This is a genomic window from Streptomyces sp. CA2R106 (assembly GCF_037034245.1).
Classification (GTDB): domain Bacteria; phylum Actinomycetota; class Actinomycetes; order Streptomycetales; family Streptomycetaceae; genus Actinacidiphila.
In genome coordinates this window covers 109,185-126,173 of the sequence record NZ_JBAGKC010000002.1, presented here as the reverse complement: position 1 = coordinate 126,173, position 16,989 = coordinate 109,185, and the positions used below count along the sequence as shown (strand labels likewise).

Sequence of the window (16,989 nt, the reverse complement as noted above, 5' to 3'; positions counted from 1 at the left end):
GCCGGATGCCGGGGCGCGGAAGCGCGGGAAGCGCCGGACGCGGGCCTGCGCGGCGGGGGCTACAGGGGCGGGATCTCCTCGTGGCCGGTGGCGAAGGCGGTGACCGAGGTGAGGGCGGCGGCCGGGCCGCCGGCCAGGCGGATGCGCAGCTCGTCGGTGCGGACCGCCGGGAAGGCGTGCACCCGCCGGACACCGACCGTCCGGCCCGAGGCGACGACCCGGTCCGCCGCGAGGATCTCGTGGTGCTCGATGTGCTGCCCGCCGGTCAGCTCCTCCCGCAGTTCGAGGTGGTCGGCGGTGACCGGTGCCGGGAAGCGCGCGAGGACGGTGCCGTCGGCGCGGGCGGTCAGCTCGGCGGGCAGCGGGGCGGCGAAGCGGCGGGCGAGGTCGCCGGTGAACTCCAGCAGCCGGGTGCGGTCCGCGTCGTCGAGGAGGCCGCGTCGGTCGGGCGGGACGTTGAGCAGCAGCCCGGCGCCGAGCCCCACGGAGCGGTACCAGATCGCCGCCAGGTGCTCGCGGCTCTTGAGGGTGGCCAGGTCGTCCGGCTGCCAGAACCAGTTGGCGCGCAGCGGGACGTCGCACTCGGGCGGCAGGTAGCGGGCGGCGCCCAGCTCCTCGGCGCGGTCGGCGTAGACGCTGACGCCGGTGCGGTCGGTGAGGTAGCGGCAGGGGTCCTGGGCGAGGCCGTCCTCGTTGCCGGCCCAGCGGATGGTGGGGCGGCCCATGTTGAAGACCATGGCGTCCGGCTGATGGGCGTCGACCACCTCCATCACGGCGTCCCAGTCGTACGTACGGTGCTCCGACCCGGCGCCGTCGAACCACAGCTCGGTCAACGGGCCGTAGCGCGTGCACAGTTCGGTGAGCTGGCGGGCGTAGAAGGCGTCGTAGGCGGCCGGGTCGCCGTAGCAGGGGGCGTTGCGGTCCCAGGGCGACAGGTACAGCCCGAGCCCGATGCCGGCTTCCCGGCACGCCGCGGCCAGTTCGCCGACGACGTCGCCGCGCCCGCCTCGCCAGGGTGAGGAGCCCACCGAGTAGGCGGTGGTGTCCGTCGGCCACAGGCAGAAGCCGTCGTGGTGCTTCGCGGTGAGGACGACGTACCGCGCCCCGGCGGCGACCGCGGTGTCCGCCCACTGCCGCGCGTCGAGCTGGGTGGGGGCGAAGGACCGCGGGTCGAGGGTGCCGTCGCTCCACTCGCAGCCGTTGAAGGTGTTGACGCCGAAGTGCAGGAAGAGGCCGAATCCCATCTGCTGCCAGGCGAGTTGGGCCCGGGTGGGGGTCGCCGTCATCGGGGTGCGCCTTTCAAGTGCGGGGTGCGGGGCGCGGGTGCTTGGTGTGCGTACGGGGGCCGGGTGCGCGGATGCGCGGGGGGCGCCCTCACGCGATCCGGTCGAGCCGGTCCGGCCGGACCTCGTGCCGGAAGGGCCGCCCGGCGGCGTACCGGGCCAGCTCGTCCAGCGCCGAGTGCGCCAGCCGGTAGTGCTCGTTGCCCATCGACCCGGCCACGTGCGGGGTGAGCGTCACGTTCGGCAGGTCGTACAGCGGGGAGCCGGCCGGCAGCGGGTCGGGGTCGGTGACGTCGAGGACGGCGTTCAGGCGGCCGAGGGTGACCTCGGGGACGAGGGCCGCGGTGTCGACCAGGGCGCCGCGCGCGGTGTTGACGAGGGTGGCCCCGTCCCGCATCAGGGCGAGCTGCCGGGCACCGATCATGCCCTCGGTGGCGGGCAGTTGGGGGGCGTGCAGGCTCACCACGTCGCTGACCGCGCACAGTTCGTCCAGCGCCGCCGTCCGCACCCCCAACTCCCCTGCCGCCTGCGGGTCGAGGTAGGGGTCGTGGACGACGACGGCGAGGTCGTGCGGCCGCAGCAGCTCGATCACGCGGCGGCCGATGAGCGAGGCGCCCACGATGCCGACGGTCCGGCGGTAGTTGCCGATGTCCGGGTAGCTGTGGCGCCACGCGTGGCGGGTGCCGCGCACCCTGCGGAACTCCTCGCGGATCTGCGGGATCTGCTTGTTGGCGAGGAGGATCGCGGCGACGGTGTACTCCGCGACCGGCAGCGCGTTGGCCCACGCCCCGCTGGAGACGGTCAGGCCCCGGCGCCAGCACGCCTCGGTGACCAGGCCCTTCACCGAACCGGCGGCGTAGACCACCGCCTTGAGCGCGGGGGCGGCGGCCAGCAGCTCCTCGTCCAGTACCGGCGCCCCCCAGCTGGCGAACATCACCTCGGCGTCGCGCAGTTCCGCCGCGGCCCGCCGGTCGTCCAGGTCGTGCACGATCAGCGCCGGGTCCCACACGGCGATCTCGGCGAACCGGGCCCGCGCGCGGTCGTCGAAGAAGCCGTCGGCGAACTGCGGGTCCATCGCCAGTACCGCTCGTGGTCGGCCGCTCGCGGCGGGTGTGGACGGCACCCGGGGGACGGGCATACAGGAACTCCTCGGCAGATCGGGGCAGAAGAAGGCGGAAGAAGGAAGGAGAAGCGGAAGAAGCAGAAGAAGGCATGAGGTCGGGGCGCCGCGCGCCAACCGCGCTGCGCCGAGCGCTACTTGACCGCGCCCGCGGTCAGACCGGACCGCCAGTAGCGCTGGAGGCACAGGAAGAGCAGCACCACCGGCACCACGGCGATGACCGCCCCGCAGATCGCCAGCGGCTTCATGTACGGGTCGGTCGCCGCCTGCATCGACCAGATGTAGATGCCGAGCGTGACCGGGTAGAGCTTGAGGTTGGAGAGCATCATCAGGGCGAGGAAGAAGCCGTTCCAGATCGCGGAGAACTGGAAGAGCGTCATCGTGGTGAAGCCCGACCTCAGCATCGGCAGGGCGATGGAGAAGAAGATGCGCAGCTCGCCCGCCCCGTCGATGCGGGCCGCCTCCAGCACCTCGTCCGGCACGTAGCCCGCGCTGAAGACCCGGCCGAGGTAGACCAGGAAGGGGTTGACGACCGAGGGGATCAGCACCGCCCAGACGGTGTTGACCAGGTGGACCTTGGAGGCGAGCAGGTAGAGCGGGATGGCCGTGGCGCTGGTGGGCACCAGGACGCCGACGAGCACCAGGGCGAACAGCTTCTCCTTGCCGCGGAACGCGTACTTGTCGAAGGCGTAGCCGGCGGCCACCGAGACCAGTGCGCACAGCACCGCCCCGCCGCCCGCGTACAGCAGGGAGTTCAGGCACCAGCGCAGGTAGATGCCGTGGTCCTGGTGGACCAGCCGGGACAGGTTCCCGCTCAGGTCCAGGTCCTGGAGGCTGAAGACGCCCGCCATCAGCCCGGCGCCGGTCTTGGCCGCGGCCAGCAGCATCCAGGCGGCCGGGAAGAGGGTGTAGGCGGCGGCCAGGACCAGGGCGGTGTTGACCGCGATCTTGGAGGTGCTCCAGGGGCGGCGCCGGCGGGGTGCGGCGGGGCGGTGGCCGGCGGGTCGGGCGTCCGGCTCGGTACGGGGGTCGGCGACGGTGGTCACGCGCGGCTCCACGGGTTCGAGATGCGGGTGACCGCGAAGGACAGCAGGCCGCTGACCAGGGCGATGAGCAGCGAACCGGCCGCGGCCCGGCCGTAGTCGGCGTTCTGGAACGCCTCGGTGTAGGTGTACATGTTCGGCACCCACTTGCTGGTGATGGCCGCGGCGCCGTTCTGGCTCATCATCCAGGGCTCGTTGAAGAGCTGGAGCACCCCGACGCCGGTGAAGAGCCCGACCAGGCCCAATGAGGTGCGGATCATGGGGAGTTTCACGCTCCAGGCGACCCTGGCCTCGGACGCGCCGTCGACGACGGCGGCTTCCAGGACCTCGCCGGGGATGGCCTGGAGCGCGGCGTAGAAGATGACGACGTTGTAGCCGAGCACCTCCCACAGGCCGATGTTGGCCATGCCGGGCAGGTCGGTGGTGACGCTGCTCAGGTTGAACGGGACGCCCACCGACTGGAGCACCCGCACCACCGGGCTGATGTTGGGCGTGTACAGGTACGCCCAGACCAGGGCGGCGATGACGCCGGGCACCACGTGCGGCAGGAAGAGCGTGAGCTGGAAGAACCGCTTGGCGCGGGCCAGCGCGGAGTCCAGCAGCATCGCGACCGCGAGGGCACTGGCGAGCATCACCGGGACGAACAGCACCGCGTACAGCGCCACATGGACGAAGCCGCTGCGGAAGGCCGGGTCGCCCAGTACGGAGGTGTAGTTGGCCAGGCCGGAGAAGACGGTGCTGGTGCCGCCGAAGCCGAGGCCGGAGCGGTGCGTCCGGAAGAGGCTGAGCCAGATCGCGTAGCCGATCGGGGCGAGCATCGCGGCGGCGAACAGGACGAAGAAGGGGGTGAGCAGCACGGCGGCTGCGGCGCGTTTGCGGCCGCGGGACGTGGGCGCCCGGCGGGCGGGCCACGGTCTGGCGGCCGGTTCGGGGACGGCCATGGTCCGCGGTCCTCAGTTCGCCGAGGAGACGGTCAGGCCGGCGGCCTTCATGTCGGCCGCGGTCTTGCTCTGGGCGGACTTCAGGGCGGCGGCGACGGTGCCGCCGTCGGCGACCTTGTTCAGGCCGTCGGTCAGGTGGCTGGTGGTGCTGACCATGGTCGGCCCCCACACCCAGTCGGTCTTGAGGGAGGCGGCCGCGGCCTTGAACGCCGTGTACAGGTCCTGGTCGCCGTAGTAGGAGCTGTCGAACGCCTGCTGGGCGACGTCGACCAGCTTGGGGACGGCCGGCAGCGCGCTGGAGGCGCCGCCCGCGACGCGGGCCTTGACGGCGGCGGCGTCGGTGGCGATCCAGGTGGCGAACTGAGCTGCCGCGGCGGCGTGCTTGCTGTTCTTGCTGACCGCGGAGGTGGACCCGCCCAGCGCGCCGGTGGAGGCGGTGCCGTCCCAGGTCGGCAGCGGGGCGACGGCCCAGTCCCCGGACTGCTTGGGCAGCGTGGAGGGGTTGTAGGCGGCCTGGTAGGGCGGGTCGATCAGCGCGACCTGCACGCCGCCGGCCTGGTTCGCCTGGACCGACGGGCTGACCGACGGCAGCGCGCTGACCAGGTGGTCGTCGATGAGGCCCTGCCAGTACGCGGCGACCTTCCGGGTGCCCGTGTCGTCGAAGTCGACCTTCCAGGTGTCGCCGGAGGTGCCGAACCAGCGGGCGCCGGCCTGTGCGGCCAGGGCGGCCACGGTGGGGTCGTCGGTGTTGAAGTTCGTCAGCACCGCCTTGGGGTCGGCCTTCTTCAGGGCCTGCGCGGTGGACCGGAACTGCGCCCAGGTGGTGGGGACGGTCAGGTGGTACTTGGCGAAGAGGTCCTTGCGGTAGTAGAGCATCTCGGGCTCGATGTCGATCGGCACCGCCCAGTTCTTCCCGCCGAGCTTCGTCAGGCTGACCGCGCCGGGCGTGAACTGCGAGGTGACGCTGCTGCCGACGTAGGAGCTGATGTCCTGGACGTAGCCCTGGCTGACGAACTGCGGCAGCTCGCTGTACTCGACGTTGAAGACGTCCGGGCCGTTGCCCGCCTTGACCGCGGCCATCACCTTCGCGTAGCCGGGGGCGCCGCCGGCCTCCAGCACGTACTTGACGTGGACGTCCTGGTGCGTCTTGTTGAACGCGTCGACGACCTGCTGCGCGTTCTTCGTCCAGGTCCAGTAGGTGAGCTGCACCGGCTTGCCGGCGGAGGCGCTGTCCGACGTGCCCGAGGAGCCGCCGCAGGCGGTGGCGCACAGGGCGAGGGAGGCGACCGCCGCCGCGAGTGCGACAGCGGTCTTACGAGTAGGTGCCGTCATGGCGCTGCTCCTTCGAAGCTGAGGCGAAGCACAATGACGGCCATCATTCGGTTACGTTCGATCGTTGTCAATGGGTATCGACAGAAAACGCAACTCAAGCGAAGCTAAACGCTGCTCGACTCCCGGACGTGCAGCTCCGGCAGGATGAACATCCGGCGCCGCGGGCGGTGCGGGCTGCGCACCCGCAGCACGAGCAACTCCACGGCGGTGACGCCGACTTCGTGCTTGGAGGGGGCGACCGCGGTCAGCGGGACATCGGCGAGGGCGGCGACCTCGTCGTCGTAGGAGACCACGGCGATGTCCCGCGGCACCGCCAGGCCGCGGCCGCGCAGCCGCTGGAGCAGCGCCAGCGCGTCGTTCTCCGGGTGCACGATGACCGCGTCGATCCGCCCGGCCGCCGCCGCGTCCAGGAACGTGGTCATCGGCTGGTCGTAGCTGACCGCCTCGTATCCCTCGCCGCCCAGGTCGATGAAACCGCCGTCCTCCGGCGCCGCCAGGCCCGCGGCGCGCAGGCCCGCGCGGTACCCCTCCTCGATCCACGGCGCCGTCGGGGTGTTGCCCCGCATGAGCAGCGCGATCCGCTGCCGGTCGATGTCCACCAGGTGCCGGACCGCCAGCCGCGCCCCGTAGACGTGGTCGGTGACGACGTGCTCCACGGCCGGCGCGTTCTCGTCGGGGCGGCGCTCCAGCAGGATCGTCGGCACCGGCAGTTCCTCGTGCCAGTGCGGCGCCCCGGGCCGGCCCACCTCGCCGGAGGGCGCGATCAGCAGCCCGTCGATGCCGCCGTCGATCATCTGCCGGGCCTGCGCGTGCTCCTCGCCGGGGTCGTAGTCGGAGACCCGCAGCACCAGGCGGGCGCCCTGCGCGGCCGCCGCCTCGCGCGCCCCCTTGATCACGTCCGGGTAGTAGTAGCTGGCGGACGGCACGATCATGCCCAGCACCAGGGGCAGCCCGGGCGCGGGGGAGGGCGCCGCGGTGTCCGGGGCGGTCTCCGCCACGGTCTCGGGGAGCATCGCGCCGCCGTGCACCCGGGCCAGCAGGCCCCGTTCCGCCAGCACCTCCACGTCCTTGCGGATGGTGACGGGCGACACCCCGAGATCGCCGGCCACGTCCGTGACCCGCATCGAGCCGTGCTCGCGCACCCGGCGCAGGATCGCCTGGTGTCGTTCCTCGGCGTGCATCTGGCAGCTCCCTCCGACGGCGGTTTCGCCTGGCGTAGCGGCAGTCTAGTGGCACCAAGCTCGCATCGGCACGATTCCTTTCGTTTGCTTGTGAACGATTGAATCCGAGCGCAAAGCATTGTCGGGTGCTGCGGTCCGGTGCTACAACCGGTCGCATTCCCGCGCTCCCGGAGGTGGCCCATGGCTTCCCGTCCCCCGTACGGCACCGTCTCCCGCCGAGGCCTGCTGCTGACAGCAGGCGCGTCGGCGTTCGGCCTCGCGCTCGCCGGCACCGGCGCCGCCGGCACCCCGGCGTACGCCGACACGGCGGCGGACGCGGACCCGTACGCCACGGTGCGCGCCCAGTGGGCCGCGCTCGTCAGCGGCGGCGCGATCGACCCGGCCGACGCCGTGTACACCGCGGCGCTGGCCGCGCTCGACTCCCAGGCGGCGACCGTCGCGGCCGCGCTGGACACCACCGCCGCCAGGACGCGGCTCTTCACCGACCTGCCGCTGGGCGCCGACTCCGCGAACGTGACGGCGAGCCTGACCCGGCTCCAGACGCTCGCCCTCGCGTACGCCACCCCGGGCACCGCCCGCTCCGGCGACGCCGCACTCCGCCAACAGGTCCTGGACGGCATGGACTTCGTCGTCGCCCAGGCGTACACCACCGACCTGCCGCGGTACGGCTACGGCAACTGGTGGGACTGGCAGATCGGCGCGCCCCAGGCCCTCCAGGACACCGCCAACCTCCTGTACCCCGCCCTGGGCGACGCGCGGATCGCCGCCTACTGCGCGGCGATCGACCACTTCGTGCCCGACCCGACGGTGATCGTGCAGGCCAGTGGCACGTCGGTGTCCACCGGCGCGAACCGGCTCGACCTGTGCCGGGTGCTGATCATCCGCGGCGCGCTCGGCGCGGACGCGTCGAAGATCACCACCGGGGTCGCCGCCATCTCGCCCACCCTCCCCTTCGTCACCACCGGCGACGGCCTCTACGCGGACGGGTCGTTCCTCCAGCACACCTACATCGCCTACACCGGCACCTACGGCGCCATCTGGCTCGGCGACGTGGCCAAGCTGATGAGCGCGCTCGCCGGCACCTCCTGGCAGATCAGCGACCCGCAGGTGGACAACGTCTTCTTCGCCGCCACCGACGCCTTCGCCCCGGTCGTCTACAACGGCCTGATGCTGGACGCGGTGCGCGGCCGGGCGGTCTCGCGGGCCACGGAGTCCGGCGCCGCCGACGGCCTGTCCCTCGCGCGCACCCTCGCCACGCTCGCCCCCGCCGCCGACCCGCAGCTGCGGGCCCGGCTCAACAGCACGGTCAAGGGCTGGCTGCAGCGCACCCCGACCCCGCTGACCTCCGGTTCGGTCGCGTCCATCGCGCTGCTGGACGGCATCCTCGGCGACTCCTCGGTGCCCGCCGCCGCCGAGCCGGTGGGCCACCGCCTCTTCCCCGCCATGGACCGGGCCGTGCACCGCCGCAAGGGCTGGGCCGCCTCGATCAGCATGGCCTCGGACCGCATCGGCCACTACGAGACCGGCGGCAACGAGAACCTGCGCGGCTGGCACACCGGCTCCGGCATGACCCAGCTCCACCTGGACAGCGACAACACCCAGTACGACGACGGCTTCTGGCCCACCGTCGACCCCTACCGGCTGCCCGGCACCACCGCCTCGCTGCTGCCGCTGGCCGACGGCCAGGGCGGCGCGTACGCCGAGCCCCGCCCCACCACCGCCTGGGTCGGCGGCGCCACCGACGGCGAGTACGCCGCCATCGGCCAGGACCTCCAGGGCCCGTTCTCCACCCTCACCGGGAAGAAGTCCTGGTTCTGCCTGGACGACGCGGTCGTCTGCCTCGACGCGGGCATCACCTGCGCCGACGGCACCGAGGTCGACACCGTCGTGGACAACCGCAACCTGCACGCCGGCGGCACCAACGCGCTGACCGTCGACGGGGCCCACCAGCCGGGCACCCAGGGCACGCGTACGTACACCGGCGCGCGCTGGGCCGCCGTGGAGGGCGTCGCCGGATACGTCTTCCCCGAGCGCGCCACCCTCACCGCCGTACGCGAGCCGCGCACCGGCTCCTGGCACGACATCAACACCGGCCAGTCCGCGACGCCGCTGACCCGCGACTACCTGACCCTGTACGTCGACCACGGCGTGGACCCGGTGGACGCCCACTGCTCCTACGTGGTCCTGCCCGGGGCGCGCGCCGCGCAGACCGCCGCGCGGGCCGCCGACCGCGATCGGCAGCAGATCCTCGCCAACTGCCGTGACCAGCAGGGCATCCATGTGCCCTCCCTCGGCCTGACCGCCGTCAACTTCTTCGCCGCCGGGACGGTCGGCCCGATCACCGCGAGCGCCCCGGCGTGCGTGCTGATCCGCGAGCACCGGGACGGCACCGCGACCGTCTGCGTCGCCGACCCCGCGCGCCAGGCCACGGCCCTGACCGTCACCTGGCACCGCCCGGTCCGCCGCGTCACCGCCCGCCCGGACTCCCTGACCGGCGCGACCACCGGCCGCACGCTGCGCCTGGTCTTCGGCGACCTCACCGGCCTGGTGGGCGCCACCCAGCAGACCACCGTCCGGCTCGGCTGACGGCGCCGCCCGTCCCGCCGGCCGCGTCACCGCCCCCCCGGCCGCCCGCCAGTTCGGCACCGGCGGCCGGGTCCCCGGCACCACCACGCCACGACGAGAGGACCAGGCCCATGCGACCCCCCGGGCACACCGCCCCCATCCGCGCGCTGCGCACCCTGCTGACCGGCGCGCTCGTACTCACCGCCGCCCTCGGCGCCACCCTGCTGCCCGGCGCCGCCCCCGCGCACGCCGCGGAATTCACCGTCTACACCGACGAACGCGCGGTGGGCCAGCCGGACCTGGCGCAGTACGGCGCGGTCCGCGCGACCGTCGCCTACGACGCCTTCCACTTCACCTGCGACGCCGACGGCTGCTACGCCAATGGCGGCGCGCTGCCCGACCAGGCCACGTTCGAGAACGACATCAGGACGTACGTCGGCGAGTTCGGCGGAGACTCCACCGCCCCGATCGTGCTGGACTACGAGAACATCGTGGTCACCGCGCTGTCCGGCCAGGCCGCCACCAACGCCTTCGACCTGTGGAAGAACGAGCTGATCCCCTGGACGCACGACGCCGAACCCGGCGCCCCGGTGGGCATGTACGGCTACGACTGGCAGACCGCCAACAACACGCTCACCCAGCAGCTGCACCAGGACGGCCTGTTCGACTTCTTCGCGCCCCGCGCCTACACCGGCAGCACCCAGACCGCCGCGAACTGGACCAGCACGCTGAAGAGTTCGGTCGCCAACGACCAGGCCCTCGCGCCCGGCCAGCCCGTCTACCCCTACCTCAGCCCCCAGTTCACCGACACCGGCGCCTCCATGAGCGGCACCCTGCTGGCCAGTGAGATCAGCCAGGTCCAAGCGCTGACCACGGGCGCCGTCATGTGGGAGCCCAGCGCCGCGGCGGCCGCGGACTGCCCCTGGATCGAGCAGTTCGCCTACATTATGGGCCAGTTGACCGGCACCGGCAGCAGCGGCCCGCTGTCGGTGACCGCGACCGTCCCGAACACCTGCGTCGTCACCCGCGGCGGCACCACGAGCGTCCCGGTCACCGTCACGAACAACGGGACCGCCACCAGCGCCGCCACGGTCATGCGGCCCGTGGCCGGACCGCAGGGCATCACCGAGTCCTACACCTCCTACGACGTGCCCGCCCTGGCGCCCGGCGGCACCTGGACCACCACCTTGTCGATCACCGTGCCCGCCGCGCAGACCGACGGCAGCGCCCTGCTGGAGATCGACTACGGCACCGGCTTCCAGCGCCTGACCGTGATCGCCGCCTAGCGGGGGCGGCCCGGCCGCGCCGCCGGCTCAGTGCGGGATGGCCTCGATGACGGCGCGGGCGCCGCCGGCAAGCAGGTCGGCGGCGACACGGGCGCCGAGAGCGGCCGGGGTGTCGCCCGCCGCCGCGGTGCGGCGCGCGTCGACGACGGTGCCGCCGTCGGCGGAGAACACCATGCCGCGCAGGGTGAGCCGGCCGTCGGCGGTGGTGGTGCAGTGCCCGGCGATGGGGCTGTTGCAGTGGCCGCGCAGGGCGTGCAGCATCGCGCGCTCGGCGCCGACCTCGGCCGTGGTCCGCGCGTGGTCGAGGCGGGCGAGCAGCCCGGCGGTGGCGGTGTCGTCGGCGCGGCACTCCAGGCCGAGCGCCCCGGAGCCGACGGCCGGCAGGATCTCGTCGACGGTGAAGACCTGGCGGCCGCGGTCGGTCAACTCCAGCCGGGCCAGGCCCGACGCGGCCAGCACCATGGCGTCCGGCGGCGCGGTGTCGACCGGCGTGCGGCCGTCCAGCTTGTCGATCCGGGTGCCGACGGCGCCGCGCACCCGGACGATCTCCAGATCCGGGCGCAGCCGCCTCAGCTGCGCCGCGCGGCGTACCGCCGAGGTCGCCACGACGGCGCCGTGCGGCAGGTCGCCGAGGGCCGCGCGCGGCGACCCGGCGGGGAAGAGCAGGACGTCGCGGACGTCGTCGCGCGGGAGGTGGGCGGCGATGGCCAGGCCGTCGGGCAGCGGGGTGTCGCCGGGCATGTCCTTGACGCAGTGCACGGCCAGGTCGACGTCGCCGCGCTGGAGCATGACGTCGATCTGCTTGACGAACAGGCCCTTCCCGCCGAGCTTCGACAGGTCGCCGTGCCAGCGGTCCGCCTCGGTGGTGACGGGCACCAACTCGACTGTCAGGTCCGGCTGCTGCTTGCGCAGCAGGTCCGCCACCAGGTGGGCCTGCGCGAGCGCCATCGGCGAGCTGCGGGTGCCGAGCCGTACGGTCGGGGCGTTCATGGGGCAGCGGTCCTCTCGTTGCGCCGTCGTCCTTCCACGGTAGCTGCCGGCGGGCGGGCTACGGTCCGGCGGGCCGGCCGCGCTGGGGCGGCACCCCCGGGTTACCCGGGTCGCCGCCACCGCTGCCACCGCCGTCGCCCGCGTCGGCCCCCGCAGTTGCGACGGGCCCTGCGACGGGCCCCGCCGCCGCGCCGGGTAGGGCGGTCGCGCCGGCCGCGGCGCCCACCGCCGCGGCCACTCCCGCCACTCCCCCCGCGGGCGCCGTACCGGCCGTACCCGTACCGGCCACGCCCGTACCGGCCGCCTGCGGGGCCACGACCGGCCCGAGCACTTCGGGCGGCTCCGGCAGCGCCGCCGGCCCGCGCCGCAGGAACGACCGGCGCAGCGCGCCCGGCAGCATCGCCGCCACCAGCCCGGACGTCGCCATCCCGAGCAGCCCGGCCACCACGCCGATCTTCGTCCACAGCGACACCTGCGGCAGCACGAACACCGCGATGTCCAGGCCGAACGAGGCCGCGCTGACCACGGTGAGTGCGGCGGCGACCCGGTTGAGCCGGGTGTCCAGGGCCTCGGCCCGCTCCGAGGCGGCGGCCAGCAGCGAACTGCTCACATAGCCCAGGAGTTTGTCGGCGCGCTCCTGGGTGTCGTCCAGGCCCATCGTCAGGCGCGCGGCCAGGTAGCTGGCCCGGTGCGCCTGGGAGGACTCCACGCGGTAGCTGTCAAGGTGGTGGAAGTCGGCCCACAGCCCGTCGAGGAAGCGGCGGAAAGCGTGTACGTCGGTGCTGGCGGGGTGCGCGTGCGCGAGGTCGCCGAGCACCCAGCGCCCGGCGATGAGCGCCCCGGCGAGCAGGGACTGCTGGGCGACGGCGATGTCGGTCGGCTCGGTCATCGTCAGCAGTTCGGCGAGCGGCGCGGCCGGGTCGTGGTCCCAGGCGTAGGTGTACGGCAGCAGGATGCGGCAGTCCGGGCCCGCGCTGACCTCGGGCACCCGCGGGTCCCGCTGCCACGGCGGGTCCTGGCAGACGTAGTGCGCGTTGTAGCGGGCCGAGCGGCGGTCGATCGGCGAGCGCGCGCCGCCCACCGCCAGGTCGGGGCGCAGCGCGATGCTGCGCACCAGGCCGCTGTTGACCGCGGCGGTCAGCACCGCGCTGAGGATCGGGCCGTCGGTCTCGCGCAGGACGCGGTTGACGCGGGCGTCCAGGGCGTCGAGGTCGAGCAGCTCCAGCTGCCGCAGGTCCTGCTCGTGGCGCAGCGCGTAGACCACCAGTACGGTGCCGGCGGTCAGGATGCGGGCGCGGCAGGCGACGACCTCCACGCCGGGCAGCGAGACGGCCGGGCGGATCAGGCCGGTCAGGTCCAGCTCGACGGTGGTGTCCGGGTTGTAGGCGAGGGAGTCCAGGCTGCCGAGCACCGGTTGCAGCTCGCCGTGGCCGGGCACGGCGAACAGGTCGAGGGCGGTGGCCGGGGTGCGGTGGTGCAACGGGTAGGCGCGGCACTGGAGGTGGAGCACCCCGGCGGTCACGGGCAGCCGTCCGCACCGTGCTCCCGGTGCGGGCCGCCGGCGCCCGCGGTGTGCCACGACACGGCGACGTACTCCGGGATGAGGGCGGCCTCGGGCACCACCACCCGCTGAAGGTAGCGGCGTTGCAGGTCCTCCGGGCCCTGGTCGTCCAGCGGCGCGCCCAGCAGCGCGGCCAGCTCGGCGTGCGTGTGGTGGCTGGCCTCCTCCGGGACGGACCTGCGGCGGAACCACGCGCGCTGGTCGGCCAGCACCACGCTGCCCGCCGCGGCCGCGGGCCAGTAGCTCACCGCGGTCACCGCGGTCGTACCGAACCGGGCACCGAGCGTGACGACTTCGCGGGCGTCCTGCGGCGACAGGTAGAAGACGACGCCCTCGACGACGTAGGCGACCGGCCGCCCGGCCGCGACCGCCCGCACCTGCCCGACCACCGCGGCGCGGTCCGCCGCCACCGCCAGGTCCGCGCCGATGTGCCGTACGTCACGCGCCGGTACGGTCCCGTCGGCGGTCAGCTCCGCCGCGCGCAGCCGCTTCGCCTCCGCCATGTGCGGCAGGTCCACCTCGATCGCCACCGGGAAGCCCAGCAGCCAGGGGTAGGAGGAGAAGCCCGCGCCGCACACCACCAGCACGGTGTCCGGGTCGGCGCGCAGCGCCTCGGCGAGGGTGTCGGCGATGAAGCGGCCGCGCAGCGCGACCACCAGGTCGTCGTGCGGGTAGACGGCGTCGGAGAACTCCTGCCACAGCGCCTTGACGTCCGGGCGCTGCGCCTCGGGAATCCAGGCGGCCGCCAGGCCGTCCTCGGCGAGGTCGGGCCGCCGGGCCCGCGACTCGTTGACGAGATACGCCGTCAGTCCGACTCCACCCTGCATGGTGCGACCTGCCCCCGATCGTGACGTGGCGTCAGCGTGCTTGTGCGGCAGCCGACTTCGCTCCTTCGTACCATCGCCGGGTGGGGCGGACGCAAGGGTGCGGGTGGCGCGGACGCCAGGGGGCGGGGGCGGCGGGCCCCGGCTCCCGCCTTGATCCAGGCTTCATGTTGCGGGCCCGATTCTCAGAATTTTCACAGAAACGGATTAAGGCTGCTCTCATAGCCCGTGCACAGGGTGTCCGTATGCCTTCCACTTCTTCGGCGGCCACCCGCTCCACCCAGGCCGCCGCCTCCGCGACCCATACCGCCCACACCACGCCCGGCGCAGCCGCCGCCGGCGACCTCGCCCGCCCGGACGGCTCCCCGGTCCGGGTCCTCGTCGTCGACGACGAGGCGCCCCTGGCCGACCTGCTCTCCATGGCCCTGCGCTACGAGGGCTGGCAGGTGCGTACCGAGGGCGACGGCGCGAGCGCGCTGCGTTCGGCCCGCGAGAACCGCCCCGACGCGGTGGTGCTCGACGTGATGCTCCCCGACATGGACGGGCTGGAGGTGCTGGCCCGGCTGCGCCGCCAGACCCCGGACGTGCCCGTGCTGTTCCTGACCGCGAAGGACGCGGTCGAGGACCGGATCGCCGGCCTCACCGCGGGCGGCGACGACTACGTGACCAAGCCGTTCAGCCTGGAGGAGGTCGTCGCCCGCCTGCGCGGGCTGCTGCGCCGCTCGGGCGCCGCCGCCGTACGCAACGAGTCCGTGCTCGCCGTCGGCGACCTCGTCCTGAACGAGGACAGCCACGAGGTCAGCCGCGGCGGCGACAACATCCACCTCACCGCGACCGAGTTCGAGCTGCTGCGCTACCTCATGCGCAACCCGCGCCGGGTGCTGAGCAAGGCCCAGATCCTGGACCGGGTCTGGTCCTACGACTTCGGCGGCCAGGCCAACGTGGTCGAGCTGTACATCTCCTACCTGCGCCGCAAGATCGACGCCGGCCGCGCCCCGATGATCCACACCCGGCGCGGCGCCGGCTACCTGATCAAGCCAGGCGAGCCGGTGTGACCCGGCCCGCCCCGACCACGGCGCACCCCCACGGCCCGGCCGCGCCGGCCGGACCGGGCCCCGGCGCGGCCGGCGCGGACCCCCGCACCGGACCCGGCCCCGGCCACCGCCGTGCCCCGGGCGGTGCCACACCCGCGCCCCCGCCCCCCCGCACCCCGCCGCGCGCCAGGCGCTGGGCGCCGCGCCGCTGGTCCCTGCGCCGCCGGCTGGTCGCCTCCTGCGTGGCCCTGGTCGCCGTCGTCTGCGCGGTGATCGGCGCGGTCACGATATTCGCGCTGCACGACTTCCTGTACGGCCAGCTCGACGCGAAGGTGCACGACACGGCGGCGCGCGCCGACGGCCCGCGCCCGGACCAGTCCGGGCCCGGCCAGAACGTCCCCGGCAGCCAGAGCACGCTGGGCCCGACCGGCACCGGCGCCGCCGACCTGCCCCGCAGCATCTCCTTCGTCTTCCTCGCCGGCGGCGGCCAACCCGGCGAGACGGTCGCCGCGACCGTCAGCTCCACCGGCGCCGTCACCGAGGCCGCCGTCAGCGCCACCAGCCCCTCCACCGGCCAGCTCGTCGCCGACGACCTCACCGCCAAACAGGCCGCGGCCTTCGCCGACGTGCCGCGCGACGGCAAGCCGCACAGCATCACCGTCCCGGGCCTGGGCCAGTACCGCGTCGAGTCGGCCGCCGCCGCCTCCGACGGCAGCACCATCCTGGTCGGCCTGAGCACCGCGGGCACCGAGGACACCCTGTCCACCCTGCTGTGGGTGGAGGTCTCTGTCACCGCCGCCGGGCTCGTCGCCGCCGGCCTCGCGGGCGCCGCCCTGATGCGGATCGCCCTGCAACCGCTGCGCCGGGTCGCCGCCACGGCCACCCGCGTCGCCGAACTGCCGCTGCACCGCGGCGAGGTGGCCCCGCTGAGCCGGGTGCCGGACTCCGACACCGACCCGCGCACCGAGTTCGGGCAGGTCGGCGCCGCCCTCAACCGGATGCTCGGGCATGTCGGCTCCGCGCTGCACGCCCGGCAGGAGAGCGAGACCCGGGTCCGGCGGTTCGTCGCCGACGCCAGCCACGAGCTGCGCACCCCGCTCGCCTCCATCCGCGGCTACGCCGAGCTGACCCGCCGCGGCCAGGAGCCGGTCGGCCCCGACACCAAGCACGCACTGGGCCGGATCGAGTCCGAGGCGGCCCGGATGACCACGCTCGTGGAGGACCTGCTGCTGCTGGCCCGGCTCGACGCGGGCCGCCCGGTCGACCGGACCGACACCGACCTGTCCCCGCTGGTGGTGGACGCGGTCAGCGACGCCCGCGCGGCCGGCCGCGACCACATCTGGCGGCTGGAGCTGCCCGACGAGCCGGCCACCGTGTACGGCGACGCGCCGCGCCTGCAACAGGTGCTCGCCAACCTGCTCGCCAACGCCCGCAACCACACCCCGCCCGGCACGACCGTCACCGCCCGGGTGCGCTGCCGGCCGGCCGACTCGGTCGCGCGCCGCCCGGCGCACGTGCTGCTCCAGATCGAGGACGACGGCCCCGGCATCCCCGAGAAGCTGCGCCGGCACGTCTTCGAGCGGTTCGCCCGCGGCGACGCCTCCCGCTCCCGCGGGGCCGGCAGCACCGGCCTGGGCCTGGCCATCGTGCACTCGGTGGTCGCCGCGCACGGCGGCAGCGTGGACGTGGCGTCCGTGCCGGGCCGCACCGTCTTCACGGTCCTGCTGCCGGCCCGGGCCGGCACCGGGGTGACGCATGTCACAACTGCCTCACCTGCACCAACAGACTCATAGGTGGCCCTCAGCCTCGGCACATCGCCATGACAGGCC

At 73.9% G+C, this 16,989-nt stretch carries 13 protein-coding genes; 4 read left to right on the top strand and 9 right to left on the bottom strand.

Annotated elements, in window-relative coordinates:
• Positions 1 to 59: 59 nt before the first annotated feature.
• The 6 genes from WA788_RS03670 to WA788_RS03645 all read right to left on the bottom strand — a co-directional run bounded on the left by WA788_RS03670 (position 60) and on the right by WA788_RS03645 (position 6,900).
• A complete protein-coding gene (locus WA788_RS03670) occupies positions 60 to 1,286 on the bottom strand; it encodes an alpha-L-fucosidase (protein ID WP_335971522.1) in 1,227 nt (408 codons plus the stop codon).
• An 88-nt stretch (positions 1,287 to 1,374) separates the two neighbouring features.
• Positions 1,375 to 2,421 carry a hydroxyacid dehydrogenase gene (locus WA788_RS03665; RefSeq protein ID WP_443033966.1) on the bottom strand — a complete coding sequence of 349 codons (1,047 nt, stop codon included), beginning with the start codon at positions 2,419 to 2,421 and terminating at the stop codon, positions 1,375 to 1,377.
• Between the two features lie 116 nt (positions 2,422 to 2,537).
• Positions 2,538 to 3,449 (bottom strand): carbohydrate ABC transporter permease, encoded by a 912-nt coding sequence (locus WA788_RS03660; protein WP_443033965.1) that lies wholly within the window; start codon positions 3,447 to 3,449, stop codon positions 2,538 to 2,540.
• Entirely contained in the window at positions 3,446 to 4,387 is a 942-nt protein-coding gene (locus WA788_RS03655) for a carbohydrate ABC transporter permease (RefSeq protein WP_335971520.1), read from the bottom strand. The genes WA788_RS03660 and WA788_RS03655 overlap by 4 nt, the downstream gene beginning before the upstream one ends.
• Positions 4,388 to 4,399: 12 nt before the next feature.
• Positions 4,400 to 5,719 carry an ABC transporter substrate-binding protein gene (locus WA788_RS03650; protein ID WP_335971519.1) on the bottom strand — a complete coding sequence of 440 codons (1,320 nt, stop codon included), beginning with the start codon at positions 5,717 to 5,719 and terminating at the stop codon, positions 4,400 to 4,402.
• Between the two features lie 104 nt (positions 5,720 to 5,823).
• Entirely contained in the window at positions 5,824 to 6,900 is a 1,077-nt protein-coding gene (locus WA788_RS03645) for a LacI family DNA-binding transcriptional regulator (RefSeq protein ID WP_335971517.1), read from the bottom strand.
• 180 nt (positions 6,901 to 7,080) lie between these two features.
• Between WA788_RS03645 and WA788_RS03640 the strand changes: the two genes are divergently transcribed.
• A complete protein-coding gene (locus WA788_RS03640) occupies positions 7,081 to 9,486 on the top strand; it encodes a polysaccharide lyase 8 family protein (RefSeq protein ID WP_335971515.1) in 2,406 nt (801 codons plus the stop codon).
• Between the two features lie 110 nt (positions 9,487 to 9,596).
• Entirely contained in the window at positions 9,597 to 10,751 is a 1,155-nt protein-coding gene (locus tag WA788_RS03635; RefSeq protein WP_335971513.1) for a COG1470 family protein, read from the top strand.
• Between the two features lie 27 nt (positions 10,752 to 10,778).
• Here the strand turns inward: WA788_RS03635 and hemC are convergent, their stop codons facing one another.
• Genes hemC through WA788_RS03620 form a run of 3 tightly spaced genes read right to left on the bottom strand, consistent with a single transcriptional unit; the run spans position 10,779 to position 14,129 of the window.
• A complete protein-coding gene (gene hemC / locus WA788_RS03630) occupies positions 10,779 to 11,741 on the bottom strand; it encodes a hydroxymethylbilane synthase (protein WP_335971511.1) in 963 nt (320 codons plus the stop codon).
• Positions 11,742 to 11,799: 58 nt separating this feature from the next.
• Entirely contained in the window at positions 11,800 to 13,263 is a 1,464-nt protein-coding gene (locus WA788_RS03625) for a hypothetical protein (protein ID WP_335971509.1), read from the bottom strand.
• Positions 13,260 to 14,129, bottom strand: coding sequence for a class I SAM-dependent methyltransferase (locus WA788_RS03620; protein WP_335971507.1), 870 nt, complete (start codon positions 14,127 to 14,129; stop codon positions 13,260 to 13,262). Before WA788_RS03620 ends, WA788_RS03625 begins: the two co-directional genes overlap by 4 nt.
• A 242-nt stretch (positions 14,130 to 14,371) precedes the next feature.
• Here WA788_RS03620 and WA788_RS03615 point away from each other — a divergent pair, with 242 nt between their 5' ends.
• Both WA788_RS03615 and WA788_RS03610 read left to right on the top strand, forming a co-directional pair.
• Positions 14,372 to 15,181 (top strand): response regulator transcription factor, encoded by an 810-nt coding sequence (locus WA788_RS03615; RefSeq protein ID WP_335971506.1) that lies wholly within the window; start codon positions 14,372 to 14,374, stop codon positions 15,179 to 15,181.
• The gene (locus WA788_RS03610) at positions 15,178 to 16,953 is read left to right on the top strand and encodes a sensor histidine kinase (protein WP_443033964.1); all 1,776 of its coding nucleotides are present in this window, start codon (positions 15,178 to 15,180) and stop codon (positions 16,951 to 16,953) included. The genes WA788_RS03615 and WA788_RS03610 overlap by 4 nt, the downstream gene beginning before the upstream one ends.
• The last annotated feature ends 36 nt before the right edge of the window (positions 16,954 to 16,989 follow it).

Coding starts and splice junctions, on each gene's coding strand:
- WA788_RS03670 (WP_335971522.1), bottom strand. CDS start 1,286: ATGACGGCGACCCCCACCCGGGCCCAACTCGCCTGGCAGCAGATGGGA.
- WA788_RS03665 (WP_443033966.1), bottom strand. CDS start 2,421: ATGCCCGTCCCCCGGGTGCCGTCCACACCCGCCGCGAGCGGCCGACCA.
- WA788_RS03655 (WP_335971520.1), bottom strand. CDS start 4,387: ATGGCCGTCCCCGAACCGGCCGCCAGACCGTGGCCCGCCCGCCGGGCG.
- WA788_RS03650 (WP_335971519.1), bottom strand. CDS start 5,719: ATGACGGCACCTACTCGTAAGACCGCTGTCGCACTCGCGGCGGCGGTC.
- WA788_RS03645 (WP_335971517.1), bottom strand. CDS start 6,900: ATGCACGCCGAGGAACGACACCAGGCGATCCTGCGCCGGGTGCGCGAG.
- WA788_RS03640 (WP_335971515.1), top strand. CDS start 7,081: ATGGCTTCCCGTCCCCCGTACGGCACCGTCTCCCGCCGAGGCCTGCTG.
- WA788_RS03635 (WP_335971513.1), top strand. CDS start 9,597: ATGCGACCCCCCGGGCACACCGCCCCCATCCGCGCGCTGCGCACCCTG.
- hemC (WP_335971511.1), bottom strand. CDS start 11,741: ATGAACGCCCCGACCGTACGGCTCGGCACCCGCAGCTCGCCGATGGCG.
- WA788_RS03620 (WP_335971507.1), bottom strand. CDS start 14,129: ATGCAGGGTGGAGTCGGACTGACGGCGTATCTCGTCAACGAGTCGCGG.
- WA788_RS03615 (WP_335971506.1), top strand. CDS start 14,372: ATGCCTTCCACTTCTTCGGCGGCCACCCGCTCCACCCAGGCCGCCGCC.